The organism is Flavobacterium sp. WC2430 (genome assembly GCF_040822075.1).
Taxonomy (GTDB): Bacteria; Bacteroidota; Bacteroidia; order Flavobacteriales; family Flavobacteriaceae; genus Flavobacterium.
Genome location: NZ_CP162007.1, coordinates 3737469 through 3753231 on the forward strand (window position 1 = coordinate 3737469; position 15763 = coordinate 3753231).

General features: G+C 31.6%; 11 protein-coding genes. 6 read left to right on the top strand and 5 right to left on the bottom strand.

The window, feature by feature from the left end:
- Positions 1–176: 176 nt before the first annotated feature.
- The 4 genes from AB3G36_RS16300 to AB3G36_RS16315 all read left to right on the top strand — a co-directional run bounded on the left by AB3G36_RS16300 (position 177) and on the right by AB3G36_RS16315 (position 6170).
- On the top strand, positions 177–1718 hold the full coding sequence (locus tag AB3G36_RS16300) for an IS1182 family transposase (RefSeq protein ID WP_367752421.1): 1542 nt from the start codon (positions 177–179) through the stop codon (positions 1716–1718).
- Between the two features lie 126 nt (positions 1719–1844).
- Entirely contained in the window at positions 1845–2444 is a 600-nt protein-coding gene (locus AB3G36_RS16305; protein WP_367754526.1) for a hypothetical protein, read from the top strand.
- Positions 2445–2611: 167 nt separating this feature from the next.
- Positions 2612–5287, top strand: a complete 2676-nt coding sequence (locus AB3G36_RS16310) for an NB-ARC domain-containing protein (protein WP_367754528.1) — start codon at positions 2612–2614, stop codon at positions 5285–5287.
- A 160-nt stretch (positions 5288–5447) separates the two neighbouring features.
- Positions 5448–6170, top strand: a complete 723-nt coding sequence (locus AB3G36_RS16315) for a hypothetical protein (protein WP_367754530.1) — start codon at positions 5448–5450, stop codon at positions 6168–6170.
- A gap of 276 nt (positions 6171–6446) precedes the next feature.
- Here AB3G36_RS16315 and AB3G36_RS16320 read toward each other — a convergent pair whose 3' ends face one another.
- Positions 6447–6887 (bottom strand): hypothetical protein, encoded by a 441-nt coding sequence (locus tag AB3G36_RS16320; RefSeq protein WP_367754532.1) that lies wholly within the window; start codon positions 6885–6887, stop codon positions 6447–6449.
- Between the two features lie 316 nt (positions 6888–7203).
- On the opposite strand from AB3G36_RS16320, the gene AB3G36_RS16325 reads away from it, so the two are divergent.
- Both AB3G36_RS16325 and AB3G36_RS16330 read left to right on the top strand, forming a co-directional pair.
- Entirely contained in the window at positions 7204–9099 is a 1896-nt protein-coding gene (locus tag AB3G36_RS16325) for a heavy metal translocating P-type ATPase (RefSeq protein ID WP_367754534.1), read from the top strand.
- 202 nt (positions 9100–9301) lie between these two features.
- The gene (locus AB3G36_RS16330) at positions 9302–11803 is read left to right on the top strand and encodes a PAS domain S-box protein (RefSeq protein WP_367754536.1); all 2502 of its coding nucleotides are present in this window, start codon (positions 9302–9304) and stop codon (positions 11801–11803) included.
- 1 nt (position 11804) lies between these two features.
- Here the strand turns inward: AB3G36_RS16330 and AB3G36_RS16335 are convergent, their stop codons facing one another.
- From AB3G36_RS16335 to AB3G36_RS16350, 4 genes are all read right to left on the bottom strand, one after another.
- Positions 11805–12410, bottom strand: coding sequence for a GNAT family N-acetyltransferase (locus AB3G36_RS16335; RefSeq protein WP_367754538.1), 606 nt, complete (start codon positions 12408–12410; stop codon positions 11805–11807).
- A 26-nt stretch (positions 12411–12436) separates the two neighbouring features.
- Positions 12437–12796: a hypothetical protein gene (locus AB3G36_RS16340; RefSeq protein ID WP_367754540.1), complete on the bottom strand. Its 360-nt coding sequence runs from the start codon at positions 12794–12796 to the stop codon at positions 12437–12439.
- A 106-nt stretch (positions 12797–12902) separates the two neighbouring features.
- Positions 12903–14081 carry an AIR synthase related protein gene (locus AB3G36_RS16345; protein ID WP_367754542.1) on the bottom strand — a complete coding sequence of 393 codons (1179 nt, stop codon included), beginning with the start codon at positions 14079–14081 and terminating at the stop codon, positions 12903–12905.
- A gap of 187 nt (positions 14082–14268) precedes the next feature.
- A complete protein-coding gene (locus tag AB3G36_RS16350) occupies positions 14269–15762 on the bottom strand; it encodes a carboxypeptidase regulatory-like domain-containing protein (protein ID WP_367754544.1) in 1494 nt (497 codons plus the stop codon).
- Position 15763: the final 1 nt, after the last annotated feature.

Here is a 15763-nt window from a genome sequence, read left to right on the forward strand (position 1 = left end):
GTTTTATTAGTGATTAATCATTTGCAACTTATACAATCGTGGGAACGTCAAACTGTCTAAAAACCTCCCTCCCCGTTATTTTATCATTTGTATTAAAAATCGTTCAAAATATTTTGATAACTAACTGATTTTCTTTATCTTTAAGTATGTTTTTATACTGCTAAAAAAGATAGCTTATGAGTAAATTCATTTCTGGGACCAACAGAAACCAACTCCCTCTTTTTGCCTCATCCATCGATCAGGCCATTGCACAAGACAATCAAGTTAGACTCATTGATCTTTTTGTAGATAGTCTTAAATTACCAGATTTTGGATTCGATTTCCAATTTGTCGAAAACGGCAGACCTGCCTATCATCCTTCCGATTTACTTAAACTCTTTATTTACGGCTACCTCAATAGAATGCGTTCCTCCCGTGCTCTAGAAAAAGAATGTGCTCGTAATATTGAATTGATGTGGCTCATCAAAGGGTTAGCTCCAGATCATAATACCATTGCCAATTTCAGAAAAGACAATCCTAAAGCCATTGCTCGTGTTTTTCGTGCTACAGTAAAAATGGCTGCACACTTTGAACTCATTGGCGGAAGCCTTGTCGCTGGAGACAGTACTAAACTAAGAGCTCAAAACTCCAAGAAAAACAATTTCAATCCAGCTAAAATTGAGCGTCATATTGCATACATCGATGCACGATTGGAAGAATACAATACGGCTCTCGCCAAAGAGGATGCCGATGAAGTTGAGAAAGAAAAAATTCTAAAGAAGGTTAAAAAACATTCCTTTCAAAAACAAAAATATATCGAATATCAAAAGATTATTGACACCACTGGGGTAACTCAAATCTCTACTTCAGACCCTGATAGTCGCCAAATTATGACCAGAAATAATATCTCGGAAGTGGCTTATACCGTACAAACCACAGTAGATGCGCTGCACAATATCCCGATTGATTTTAAAGTCACTAACGAAAATGATTCTAAAGCTATGGGCGGTATGTTGCGTCGCACTAAAGCCATTTTAGGACACAATGATTTTACCGCCATTTATGACAAAGGCTATCACACAGGTAGCGAATTTCAATATGCTAATCGACTGGGAATTGACGTATTAGTTGCCATTCCTGGCGTATCAGCTCACGCACCAGATATAGCTTTTGATGTAGAGCATTTTAAATACAATAAAGACAACGATACTTATATTTGCCCCGCAAATCAAACACTGAACTCCAACGCAAACTGGTACAATAAAACAAACGGTAAGTCAATCACTAAAATGAAGCATTACAAAACAAATGCTTGTATGAGTTGTACCTTTTTTAATAAATGTACCAAAAACAAAAAAGGAAGACTCATCGAGAGATCCCAGTATGCCGATTTGATTTATGAAAACAAAGTGAGAATCGAGAATAATTATGAAGTATATCGCAGACGACAAGCCATAGTAGAACATCCTTATGGAGTAATCAAACGCCAATGGGACTTCTATTATATTATGACCAAGAAAACCATTAAACATGCCTCCGCTGATGTAGGACTCATCTTCACAGCCTACAACCTCAAGAGAATATTCAACTTAATTGACCAAAATGAATTAAAACAGTACCTAAAAACTGTGGCTTTATTTTTTGTTGTAATAAAGCCACTTTTTAAAGCTTTTTACGGTTCTTTTATAGTATTACCAATCCAATTCCTTTTTTACAAAAAGAAGCTAATTGTAATCTAAATCGTCTATATTTACTTTATAATTAATACAAAACAACGTTGTTTGCAGGTTATTAGACGAACTGACGTTACAGGTAATGCATCCGCTGACAGGGGAAAATAAACGGAATATTTCAACCAAAAATTTATGGATGATAATCTAGACGATTGGGATAAAAAACGAAAAGGTTACTTATCAGTAGCTATAATTTGTTTTATTATTGGAGCGTATTTATTCATTAGTGTTCATAGTGATAGTTACGTAATTAAATCATCAGACCTTAAAATTATTGAAAATTTAATAGCTTCCGACAAACCCAAATTTGAAGAAATTACTGGGAAACACGGTAGAAAATGGATCGAATTTAAATGTATTGAAAACAAATCTACTTTCAAAATTGCTGATTTTGATTATAGGTGCGTCAACGATGATGAAGTAATAAATGAAATAAATTTTGGTGATACAATTTCAATTCAGATTTTAAAAGATGATATAGAAAATTTTGATACTGAAGCAACTTGTGAAATTCATTCGCTTGTGAAAAATAAAAAAGAATATATAGACATTGAATGCAGAAACAAAAAGGAAAATAAAGATTCAGAAAACGTATATATAATCTTATTTTCAGTGACTATAATGACAGGTGGAGTATATTGTTTCACCAAAAAACCGAAGTTTTTTGATGAAGTTGATCCACGTGTTCCAATTTGGATTATAATAATAGTACTTTTTTTTGTTCTACATTAAATTACACAAAATAAGCACTACCTGTAACAACCATTTTGAGCTAGCTGGAGTTTAGTAGAATTACCGTTTCGCATCAAGTTATCGTTAAGCCGAAAACTGAGCGTTTACGAACTTCCAGCCATCTCAAAGTGGCATAACGTTGTGCGATATTATAAAAAACGAAAACTATGAACAATTATATTAAATCAAAAATAGATCAAAAAACAAACATTCTAAAGTCACTTGACAGAAATGAAGAATTAAAGATTCATTTGCAAGCCAAACTAGAGTTCTATTTTATTTTAATGCTTGGGTATTTGTGGAATAAAAACATTTCAATTATTGATGAAGATAAAAAAGAAATTGTTTTTAATTCAATTTTACAACCTTCTATTGGTGCATTAGTTTCAATTATTAGGCATTTAGATATTGAAAATGAAATTTTTAAAAATAAAAACTTAAAAAGTGTTGTTCAATCAATTAACTCATATCCTTCCTCAAGAAATGATTTAATTGGACATGGATATTCATTCGAAGACAACACAATTAAACATATAGAAATATTAGAAAAATATATTGAAGACATTGAAAACAATGAAAATCATAGCCTATTCTCTGATATTGACTTTGTAAAAGTATTTAAGAAGGATAAAAACATTTATACTGGAATTAATTATAAGGCAAATGGAAATGATTACATGATTTGGAATTGTCCCTCTGAAATTATGGATTTCGAAATTGATTCACTATACATAAAAACGACAAGTAATGAATATTTTAGAATAACACCTTTCATAGAAATAGAGGATGAAAATAATTTTTATACATTTTGTTCAATTGATGAAAAATTAACTGGTCGAGTTAAATTTAATCAACTTTTAAAAACAAATAGAAAAACAATAGAATTTGAAGAACTAGCAACTTTTACGATTTTAGATGATATTCTTAAAAGAAAAACAAGCAATGGAACAATTATTAATTTAATTGACAAAAATTTTAAAAAATATATTGACATTGGAATTTCTAATCAAATTATAGATTTTTTATTAAAAAATAAATCATCCGTTTTTGCAACTTTATGGGGACATGGTGGAATTGGTAAAACAGCAGCGGTTCAAAATGTATGTGATATTTTAAGTAATCAAGACAGTAAGAAATTTGATTATATAGTCTTCACATCAGCTAAAGATAGATATTACAACTTTTATAAAGGGATTATTCAAGAGATACCAACAAATATCAATTCCTTAGATGAAATATTAAAATTCACAAATAATATAATCTTCAATAATCCCATAAATAGTGTTGATGAGATTATAAATTATCAAGGTAAAATGCTTCTAATTATTGATGATTTTGAAACTTTTGTTTCTGAAGAAAAATTTAAAATCATTGATTTTATAAAAAAATTAAATATTAATAATCATAAAGTAATAATCACGACTAGATCAGCCACTTTAATAACGGGTGAAGAAATTGAATGTAATGAACTTGAATCAAATAAGACAATTGAATTTTTGATAGAAGCGTATAAAAATGAATTCCCAAATAGAAATATTGCAAATGAAATCAAGCTTTTTAAGAAATATGAAAATAAAATTCATGAAATAACTTCTGGAAGACCATTATTTATTTTACAATTTGCAATTTTATTAGCACAAAAATCATCAATCGAAGAAACACTTGAAATTGACATAAAATCTTCAGAATCTGCTACTAAATTCTTATATGACAGGATTTTAGAATATCTATCAGTCGAAGCGAAAAATATGTTTCTAGCTATTAATTTATTAGTAGACTCTAACGATTTAACAGGTACTATCCAAAATTTGAAATTTATTTTAGGCAAGGAAGATTTTGAAGAAAATTTTGACAAAACCCTTAATGAGCTTATAAAATTAAAGATCATAGAATTGATAGATAAAGAAATATTCAAAGTTTATTCTCATGAAATTCTAAATCTTATGAGACATTATTACGATAATAAAAGTAAAGATTTTGACCCTGCAATTACTAATAGATTTACACATATTAGTAGTGGAAAAAAAATGGATACAGATTTAGCTTTATTAAAAGTAGCCGATTCTTCAAGATTTACCCTTACGGAATCTTCAGTTGAAAATCAATACAGAAGAATTATTAAAAGAGAAACAGCAAAAGAAGAAATTAGAGTTAAAGCTATTTTAAACTATGCAGAATATCTTGCTAACCATAAAAACGATATTTTAAAAGCCCTAAAACAGTTTGAGGATTATAAACATTGGTTTTCAAATAATTCTGAATTTATATTAATGAATTCTAGGTATTTATGGGTAGAAAATAGTTTTAACAATAGAAATAATGCGGTAAAAATATTAGATAATTTTTTAAGTACAAGACCAAAAATTACTGAAGAAAGCTATCTACAAATTTTAGGTACTCAACTACAGTATGCAACATATAATTTAGTAACAGAAAGAGATAGTTTAAAAGACAAGAAAAGATTTAATGAAATAGATGAAAAGGAATTTAGAAGAATAAATCAAGACCAAAGAGATAGATTTAATAAACTATATAATTATCCAGGTTTAAGATTATTTGATATTGTTAAAAACAAAGATTTAATGTCATATTCTTCAAAATGTCGTGCCTTCATTCTTGATGGTCTATCAAATTTTGTTGAAATCTGTATTAGAAGTAACAAGCATGAAATAGCATATGAGGTATGTAAGAAAATAACGACTGAATTACCTATCGACTTTCATAAACCATTTATCAGTAAAATGGTCAAATTAGATGCTATTTTAAACAAAACTGAAGAAACTATTATTTATCCTGAAACAGAACTTAGTATTAAATTAAAAAAAGCTTTAAAAATCAAATAACATCGCACAACCGCCATTTAGCAAGATTGTGGGTTTAGTGGAATTACAGTTTTTAATAACGTTTACGTTCAGCTGAAAGTACTCGTTTTCAAAAGTCCACAACCTCGCTAAGTGGCATAACGTTATGCGTCAGTTTGGAGCGACAGAAACCGAAATAAATATGAAAAAAATAATTTTTATTCTGATTCTTCTTTTTAGTACAATAATTAACTCACAGAGTTTAATTGGAAAAAAATATATCGCCTATTTAGGTAATAAATGCGGTGGAGAATTTTCCTCTTTTTTTTTCACAGAATTAAACTTTCAAAATGATATTGTATTTATTTCAGATTATTTTACCAATGATATTGGGGATACCAATGCAAAAGAGTTTACTGAATCGAAAAAATATAATTATAAAATAGAAAATAATTACTTGACAATTATTGGCTCAAAATATGACAGAATTGAAATTACAAATAATCAATTAAAATCAAACAACTTGATTTTTAAAATAGTCACTGAAAATCAAACATTAAAGATATTTTACAGTGAAGTTAACGGAGGAAAAGATGGTTTATATTCAAAGTTAGAAATAACCATAGATTCTACTAAATATCAAAATGGAGGAAACATACGTTTTAAAAGAGAATCTTCTGAAAAAACAAATAAACAATTATGGCAAAAATTAATTGAAAAATTAGACGTAAACGAGTTTAAAAAATTAGACCAAATAATACCTAAAATTTATAGTTATGGACTAAATGAAGAAATTATTATCGAAATAGACAATATGAAATATAAAATTTTAAATCCAAACCAAAATATCATCAATAAAATGACATTGGAATTCATACAAATGCTGAGAGTTGAAAGTGAAAAATCAATAGAAAAAAAATTGTGAGTAAAAAAATAAAACCGAACGCATAACAGGCGTTTGGCAAGATTGCGAATTTTGTGGAAAGTTCACTTTCACGTTTCGTAGAAATATTATCTTAGTGGAAAATTAGTTTTTTATTTTATAATGCAAACTAAAGGCAAAATGTCGATCAAATTGTAAAATACTTGCAGACTTACATATTTAAAAACTGATTTTTCTCCAGTTAACAGAACATTCTTTAAATGTAAAACCCGATACAGCTAGCTGTATCGGGTTTTTATTTTATGAATTTAGTACGATTTATTTTTTACCAAATTTCCAGTCAAATTCATCCTTTTGATTGATGATGGCACCAATTTCAAATTTTACCACCTCATCATATTCCGTTTGAAAAATAATCCAATTCTCTTCGTTAAAATAGTTTTCGAAAGTATCAAATTCTTCCTGTGTGAATTTAGTAATCCCTTTTTGAGCAAGTTCTTTCTTTACATCACTTATTTTTCTACCAATCACCTTATTCCCGAATAATTCCAAATCAGGACTTGAAGCAACCATATAACCCAATTTAAATTCTTCTTCTTGATAAAAAGTCAAACGTATTTTTAATGCATTATAAGCAAAAATAACATTCTCATCTTCGTCTTTGTAGTTTCTATCTGGTTTACCGTAAAGAGCGGTAACGTCTTTTTGTTTCATCCCGAAAATGAGTTTATCAATTCCGTTTTTTAAGTTTATTTTCATGTCAAAATATTTGATTGCAAAGTTCGCAAAGTTTTTAGCAAAACCAACTACCTTTTTGAGTAAAAATACAAAGGCATGCAATCTATTCGACCGAATTTGTAATCTACAAACGCTTTTTCATACTGTCAAACTAAAATTTTAAGTTAAATTGCAAGAGGTATAAATAATAAGAAATAGATTATTTTTATATTTAACTATTATTATAATTTTAGTACAAAAATTTCAAATAAAAAGGTTTCTCTTCCTTAATAACTCACTTTTTCATAAACGTTATTTCCATATTGGAACGTTGTAAAAAAATAAAAAAAGTATTTTTATGAAACTCCCCATCAAAGACAAAAAATTTATATTCCTTCTTTTTGCTATTACAATTGTCATTATTTTAGAAATCCTATCCATCATTGGCATACATATTCCTATGCCTTATGGACCATTTATTTTTGCTTTTTTCATTATCGGCATTGGGTACGAGGTGTTAATCAATGGTTTCAAAGCGCTATTTAAACTTAAATTCAGTAGCATTAATTTACTAATGACTATTGCTGTTATTGCCGCCTTTTATTTGGGCGAATATCCTGAAGCAGCTGTAGTAATCGTTCTTTATGTTTTGGGCGAAAGACTGGAAGATATAGGACTCGAAAACTCTAAATCAGCACTAGATGAGTTAATCCGAAAAGCCCCTAAAACCGCTTTTGTAAAATTAGAAAACAAGACCATTCCTATTGACAAAATTCCCGTAGGAACAATTATTCAGGTGAAACCAGGCGAAATGATTCCCCTTGACGGAAAAATAATTTCAGGAGAAACCATGATTGATGAAACAGCAATCACTGGAGAACCTTTACCTAAGGACAAGCATCCTGGCGATATTATATTTGCTGGGACATTAAACAAAAATAGTTTTATAGAAGTTGAAACGACCAAATTATCCATAGATACTACTTTTTCTAAAATTATCCGACTGACTTTCGAAGCAGCTGCTTCCAAAAGTGATACTCAAAAATTCATTCAGAAATTCTCGCAATTTTACACGCCTACCATTATAGCATTGGCTGTTTTAGTTTTAGTCATCCCCGTATTTATACTTCACTTGGATTTTGATCTTTGGTTAAAACAAGCCATCACTCTGCTAGTCATTGCCTGTCCTTGCGCTTTGGTGATCTCTACGCCTGTTGCCATATATGCCGCTATAGGGAATGCTTCCGCAAAAGGGGCACTGGTAAAAGGAGGGAAATACATAGAAGGAATGGCCCGAATAAAAGCAATCGCATTAGATAAAACCAGAACAATCACTTACGGGAATCCTATAGTGACTGATGTTTTTCCTTTAAATGAAACCAGTAGAGAAGAATTACTGGCTTGCACCGCTGGAACGGAGCTATTCTCTGAACATCCATTGGCACAAGCGATTGTTACTGCCAGTAAAAAAGAAGGTTTTGAGCCACACAAAGCGGAAGGGTTTAAAAGTATTATGGGCAAAGGAGCTATTGCCAAATGTTTGGTTTGTGAAGATGAAACCGTATATGTAGGAAAAATGGAATTCATTAAAGAATACCATGAGGTCACTGATGAAGCCGAAAAAATAGTGGAACAACTGGCTTCCGAAGGAAAAACAAGTGTTGTGATTAGTTTTGGAAAAGGAGTAGCTGGAATCATTGGTTTGACTGACGAAATAAAACCAGACAGTATCAAGGCCATAAAACAATTACAGGCCATGAATATAGCACTTATAATGCTTACTGGAGACAGTAAAAAAGCAGCACATTATGTCGCAAAACAAGTAGGAATCGAGAAGATATTTGGCGGCTTACTTCCTGAAGATAAATCCAGCAAAATAAAAGACCTAATCCATCAATTTGGTGATGTAGCCATGGTTGGTGATGGAATAAATGATGCCCCTGCTTTGGCGCAAAGTACTATAGGAATTGCAATGGGAGCCGCAGGAAGTGATACCGCAATTGAAACAGCAAATATTGCTTTATTGAACGATAATCTTTCTCTAATTCCGTTTTTAATCCAACTTAGCAAAAAAACACTTATTAGAATCAAAAGCAATACAATTGGAGCTATTGCGGTGAAAATTATTTTCATAACATTAGCTTTTCTAGGATATAGTAATTTGGTTTTCGCGATTGCCGCTGATGTGGGAGTTACTTTAATTGTAATCTTATTGAGCTTAAATTTGATGAAATTTAAAAACAGTGCTACCTAAACATCTCTTCTTATAAACTCTTACTTTCATTTTTATACTATTTAAAAGGTAATAGTCAAATAACTTTCATCAAAACGATGCGGCATTTCACGATTAAAAAATTAAACCCCGAATCAATAAATTGAATATAATTCACTAACTTTCATAGATATAACATTCCCTTTTAGGGTTTTATTTAAATTAAATATAAAATCACTAGTCTATGAAAATTTCTTTTGAAAAAAAAATATTCCTAGGGTTTGTCATCAATGTATTAGTTGTAATTGCATCAGGATTAATTTTCATAAATCGACTTGATACAGGGCGAGATATCACTAGGGACCCAGTTTTTGACTGGGTTGAACTTTCACTATTTATACTATCTATCGTACTCCTTATTGTGGTCTATATTATTATTAGAACCCAATTGAAAGCAAAAACAGAGTCACAAAACTTACTCAATCAAAACCGACTCTTACTGCAATCAATAATTGACAATACATCAAACCCCATTTTTATAAAAAAAATTAATGGAGAATATTTGTTAGTCAACAAACAATTTGGCTCTTTATTTAAAAACCCCACTGAAACAATTATTGGCAAAACAGATCACGACCTTCTACCCGAAACCATAGCTGAAGACTACCGGAACTCTGACCTTGAAGTAGTAAAACAATTAAAAGAGTTAAAAACAGAAGAAGTTATTACGCAAGAAGATGGCAAACACACTTATATTGCTGTGAAATTTCCATTGTACGATGCCAATAATAGGATATATGCTATAGGGGGAATATTAACTGATATTACAGCACGAAAAAAACTAGAAGATTCATTACTAGTTTCTGACAAGTTTTTCAATATGTCTGCGGAAATGATGGTTATCGCCTCGTTTGATAAATTTATCAAAGTAAACCCTGCAACAATTGAAATACTAGGATATTCAGAAGACGAACTACTAAGTCAGCCCTTCTTAAATTTTGTACACCCAGAAGATAAAGTTAATACCGCATCTGAAGTGGTCAAACTAAAATCTGGAATGAATTCTATGCAATTTAAAAACAGATACATCTGTAAAAATGGTGCTATAAAATGGTTACAATGGTCTACTTATTCCGAAATAACTTCTGGCTTATTGTATGCGGTGGCCAGTGACATAACTCCCTTAATTGAAAAAGAAATTGAATTAAAAACAGTAGACAAATTCTTCAATATGTCTTTGGATTTCATGGTGATAGCACAGAAAGATAAATTTATAAAAGTGAATCCCGCTACTAGTACCATATTGGGTTATACCGAAGAAGAGTTAACAAGCGTTTCTTTTTTAAAATACATTCACCCTGACGACATTGAAATTACAAACGAAGAAATAAATAAGCTTGAAAATGGTGCTACAATAATAAAATTTGAAAATCGATGGATCGCAAAAGATGGGACCATAAAGTGGTTAGTATGGAATGCTGCTGCAGATATTGAAACAGGTTATTTATATGCCGTTGCCAGAGATATGACTTCGCAAATAGAAACACAAAAATCTTTATTAATAGCTGAGAAATTTTTTAATATGTCTTATGACATGCTTGCCGTAGGAAGTGGAGACTATTTTATAAAAATCAATCCTGCTTTTACGAGAACACTAGGGTATGAACAAAGTGACATGGACCATAAAACTTTTTTATCTTTTACGCATCCTGAAGATATAAAAGCTGCTACTGAAGCTATCAAATCTTTACAAAAAGGAAAATCATTAATCAATCTTAGAGCTCGTGCTCGTTGTAAAGACGGAACTTATAAATGGCTGGATTGGACAAGTACAATTGACATTGAGACGGGAAAAATGTTTGCAGTTGCAAGAGATGTAACTGAAATGGTTAAATACGAGGAATCCTTAAAAGTAGCCGATAATTTTTTTGATATGGCTTTTGATATTTTATCCATTTCTAAAGAAGATCAATTTATTAAAATAAATCCTTCTTTTACAAAAACATTGGGCTATGAACAAAAAGATCTCAACAACATAAAATTCACTGATTTAATACATGCTGATGACAAAGTTTTGGTAGAAGAAGAATTTAATAAACTCTTGAAAGGAACCCTCATGATTAATTATAAAAACAGGACTCTTTGCAAAGACGGAACATACAAATGGTTAGATTGGCATTGTAATTATGACGCCAAAAAAGGGTTGATTTATTCCGTTGCAAGAGATATTTCGGAAGAGATTCGATTAGAAAATGAGGAAAAAGTAATTATAAATGATTTGTATGAAAATGAAGAAAAATTACGCTTAATCCTAGAAAACATAGGGGAAGGTGTTATCGTTGCTAATGCAAATAAAGAAATCGTAATGGCCAATTATATGGCCAATGAAATTTTTGGAATTGAAGAAGACGAGAATATCCCCTTAAATATTACCGATCATTTTGATTTGTTCTTTCCTGATGGCAGAACTATATTTCCATCCCAGAATCTTCCCATGGAAAAGGCCTTAAATGGAGAAGTAACTAATGATATTGACGTCATCCTTTCGGACTCAGAAACGCATGAAAGAAGACGCGTTTTGATTAGTGGAAGACCCTTAATTGATCAAGAGAATAATGTTGTTGCAGCAGTTGTAACCATAAAAGACATTAGTAAATACAAACATCTAGAGGAAGAGTTACAAGAAGCCGAAACTAAATATCGAAAGTTAATTGGGTTTAAAAAAGACGAAGAAAAAAAAGAATAGATTAATTCTCAATCCGTTTTAATAAACTTGGTTTGACCTCTTCAAACCATTCGTTTCGTAGAATACTCAAAATAATGGAATCTCGTCTCTTTTCACTACCTACTGCAGTAGGCATATGGTTTCTAAGAATTCCTTCTTCCTTACATCCTATACTTTTCATGGCAGCAATACTCCGTTTATTGTTATTATCAGCACGAAACTCAACACGCTCCATGCCTAGGGTTTCAAAAGCAAATTGTAACAGCAAAAATTTACATTGTTTGTTAAGTCCTGTACCTCGAAATTGTTCTCCATACCAAGTATAGCCTAGTTGAAGTGTTTTAAATTCTAAGTTTATGTCGTAGAAGCGAGTACTTCCTGCATATTTACCTGATTTTTTATCAAAAACGATAAAAGGAAATTGGTTTTTATTCTCTCTTCCTTTTACTGCCAATTGAATATAATTCAACATATTTTCTTTTCCGTCAGCACGGATTAGAGAATATTCCCAAGTAGTGGGTTCATTGATGGCAAACTCTAGTAAATTTTCTAAATCACTTTCTTGAAGGGAACGTAGTAAGACATGATTATTTTCAAGAATTACCTGCTGAGAAAAGTTTAAACTCATAGTCAATTATTTAAAATACGGATAAACTATTCACTCATTTCATCGTAACGCTCTGGAACTTGTGGGTCATATAGCGGACATTTAAATTCCTCCATTAGACTGACCAATTTATCCATTGTACTTCCTTGGGTACCGTAGCAATCAATTTTTATACTTTGAGGTGTTGTTCTAACGTGGAACGCACCTACTCCACTATTATTTTTCCAACTTTTATCATCTACTTTTTCCCATTTTGAGAATACCGAAGCGATTCTATTCAAGATTACTTGAACTGGAAGTTCTTCTAGTCCTTCAATTGCTGCTTGTTCTTCGGAAATGAATTCGTAAACTTCGTGATGGTTTAAATACACTTCCTCTAGGTATTTCCAAAATACTAATTCGTACATGATATATATTTTTTAGCCCCGATAGTAGCGGCATCCTTTATGTTCTTTCTTTAAGAACATAAAGATAGAGCGGATAGCGGGATTAGCTTCTTATTTAAAAACTGATTTAGTATTCAAATGTTCCGTACACACTACTGATAGTCAATTTCTTACTATCGGCTGCTTCTACTCTTCCTACGATTTGAGCATCCACATTGAATGATTTTGAAATTGCAATAATATCCTGTGCAATTGCCTCAGGAACATATACTTCCATACGGTGACCGCAGTTAAAAACTTGGTACATTTCTTTCCAATCTGTTTTAGATTGTTCTTGTATCAATTGAAAAAGGGGTGGAACTGGAAACAAATTATCTTTTATAATATGCAAGTTTTGTACAAAATGTAAAATCTTAGTTTGCGCTCCTCCACTACAATGCACCATTCCGTGAATGTCAGCAGATGAATATTTATCTAAAATTTTCTTGATAATAGGCGCATACGTTCTTGTTGGCGAAAGTACTAATTGCCCTGCATCGATAGGTGAATTTTCAACTGCATCAGTCAGCTTCACTTGACCAGAATAGATTAATTCCTCAGGAACTGCTGCATCAAAACTTTCTGGGTATTTGGTTGCTAGATATTTTTCGAAAACATCATGACGTGCCGATGTTAAACCGTTACTTCCCATTCCGCCATTATAGCTTTTCTCGTAGGTTGCTTGACCAAAAGAAGCCATTCCTACTATGACATCACCTGGTTTAATGTTAGCATTATCAATCACTTTTGAACGTTTCATACGAGCCGTCACCGTAGAATCTACAATAATGGTACGTACCACATCTCCTACATCGGCAGTTTCTCCACCTGTAGAATGAATGGTTACACCAAAAGATTTTAACTCCTTGATTAACTCTTCGGTTCCATTGATAATTGCTGATAAAACTTCACCTGGAATTAAATTTTTATTTCTTCCAATGGTGGAAGAAAGTAAAATATTATCGGTTGCTCCTACACACAATAAATCGTCGATATTCATGATCAAGGCATCTTGAGCAATTCCTTTCCAAACAGAGATATCTCCAGTTTCTTTCCAATACATATAAGCTAAAGACGATTTGGTCCCCGCTCCATCCGCATGCATAATCAAGCAATAGTCTTCATCTTGGGTTAAATAATCAGGAACGATTTTGCAAAATGCCTGAGGAAATAATCCCTTGTCAATATTTTTTATAGCATTATGCACATCTTCTTTGGATGCTGAAACACCGCGTTGTGCATATCTTTTTGAAGTATCTGAACTCATGTAGTCTAGTTGTGTAAGCTGTTTTTAAGCAACTGGGTTGTGCGGCAAAGATAATTATTTTTTTTGGGTTTTGCCTATTGGGATATAGGAAGTGTTTCAGGAAATAATAGGTCCTTAACTAAAAAATAAAGTGCAAAAAAATGCCTATCTAAAACAGATAGGCATTTATAGAATACCGTATTTTATTTCATTCCCAATCCGGCATACTCGCGTTGGAAAAAAGTATTGTTCTTGCCGCAACTGTACTATTAGTAGAAGGAACTTGTTTTACTATGTTTTTTGTTGATAAACCATCATTTGAGGTATTAACAAAAATGTATTCCGACTCGCTTGGAGAATATCGCACGTCCAAATCTAAAGTACCTGTAGGTTTATCTAATCCAATATCAGTAGTTATCCCAGTACTAAAAACATACTCATAAATCCTAGTGTCTAGCTGTCGATAATTGGCGTTTTCATAACCCGAAATATCTCTAGTGAAAATTAATTTTTGCCCAGTTACTGAAAAATTCAGTCCTCCTAAAGCGCCATCAATTCCAGATAAAACTTGATTTATTACCGTTCCGGAAGTATTAATAACCCGTATTTCTGCATTATAACCACTCGCATTATTAATTTTCAAAGCAATTTTTGCACCATCAGTACTCCAGTCACATTCCGAAATAAATCTTCCGTCAGGAGTTTGATACATTTTAGTTAAGCCACTTCCATCTTTATTTATCCGATATAATTTATCAAAATAAGGATAGATAATCTGGCTTCCTGAGGCATTCCAAGAGAAATTTACAAACTCCGAATTAAATCCTGCAATAGGCACAGCATTCGTCACTTTAAATACTCCAGATCCATCCGGATTCATAGTGTAAATATGATTTTGTGACCCACTTGATCTAATAAAAGCAATTTTTTTAGATTGTGTATTTTTTCTAGGCCTCCAACTATTGGTAGCAGAATTAGTAATTTGTAATTGATCGCCTGAATCATTACCTGAATAAATTACGTTATTATCATTTATATTTTTTACAAATAAAAATCGGGCATTGGGGAAAGTTAATGTAGTAAATGTATGCACCGCACTCAATACTACTGGGTTTATTCCGTCTGAAGCTGATACTTGCCAATAATATTTGGTATTGTAGGTTAGATTTTTTAAGGTATAACTGGGTTGAGCGACATTAGAGTAAACAACAACATCAGTATTCGCATCATTTCTTAATGTAATTTCATAGGTCAATGCGTCATTTTCAGGATCAGTGTCAGTCCAACTTAAATTCAATTCTAAATTTTGATTTACAGCATTGTCTGCTGGAGTGACTAGTGCAGGAGTTGTTGGAGGTTTGTTATTGGTGGTTGCTAATTTAAGTTCGAATACTAGATCTGTTATGCTATTAATATTTACTGTTCCTGACTCAAATTTAGCTAGATAATTGTCTTTTTGAGCTTCAAAGGAGTATTGTCCTACTTTAATTTTTGGAATAGAAAAGCGACCGTCACTATCTGTAAAAACAATACTTGAACTTGGATTTGAAAAAACCTTTACATTCTCTAAAGGTTCAAATGTCACTGCGCTCACTACTCTTCCATTAACTGTCCCAAAATCTTCTCCTGAAATTTTTTCCTCACTACAAGAAAAGAAAAGAATTAAAAGAGACAGGCTTAGTTTTATATATATATTTTTCATT

Excerpts from the sequence above, each read along its gene's own strand:
- AB3G36_RS16300 (WP_367752421.1), top strand. The coding sequence starts at position 177 with ATGAGTAAATTCATTTCTGGGACCAACAGAAACCAACTCCCTCTTTTT.
- AB3G36_RS16305 (WP_367754526.1), top strand. The coding sequence starts at position 1,845 with ATGGATGATAATCTAGACGATTGGGATAAAAAACGAAAAGGTTACTTA.
- AB3G36_RS16310 (WP_367754528.1), top strand. The coding sequence starts at position 2,612 with ATGAACAATTATATTAAATCAAAAATAGATCAAAAAACAAACATTCTA.
- AB3G36_RS16315 (WP_367754530.1), top strand. The coding sequence starts at position 5,448 with ATGAAAAAAATAATTTTTATTCTGATTCTTCTTTTTAGTACAATAATT.
- AB3G36_RS16320 (WP_367754532.1), bottom strand. The coding sequence starts at position 6,887 with ATGAAAATAAACTTAAAAAACGGAATTGATAAACTCATTTTCGGGATG.
- AB3G36_RS16325 (WP_367754534.1), top strand. The coding sequence starts at position 7,204 with ATGAAACTCCCCATCAAAGACAAAAAATTTATATTCCTTCTTTTTGCT.
- AB3G36_RS16330 (WP_367754536.1), top strand. The coding sequence starts at position 9,302 with ATGAAAATTTCTTTTGAAAAAAAAATATTCCTAGGGTTTGTCATCAAT.
- AB3G36_RS16335 (WP_367754538.1), bottom strand. The coding sequence starts at position 12,410 with ATGAGTTTAAACTTTTCTCAGCAGGTAATTCTTGAAAATAATCATGTC.
- AB3G36_RS16340 (WP_367754540.1), bottom strand. The coding sequence starts at position 12,796 with ATGTACGAATTAGTATTTTGGAAATACCTAGAGGAAGTGTATTTAAAC.
- AB3G36_RS16345 (WP_367754542.1), bottom strand. The coding sequence starts at position 14,081 with ATGAGTTCAGATACTTCAAAAAGATATGCACAACGCGGTGTTTCAGCA.
- AB3G36_RS16350 (WP_367754544.1), bottom strand. The coding sequence starts at position 15,762 with ATGAAAAATATATATATAAAACTAAGCCTGTCTCTTTTAATTCTTTTC.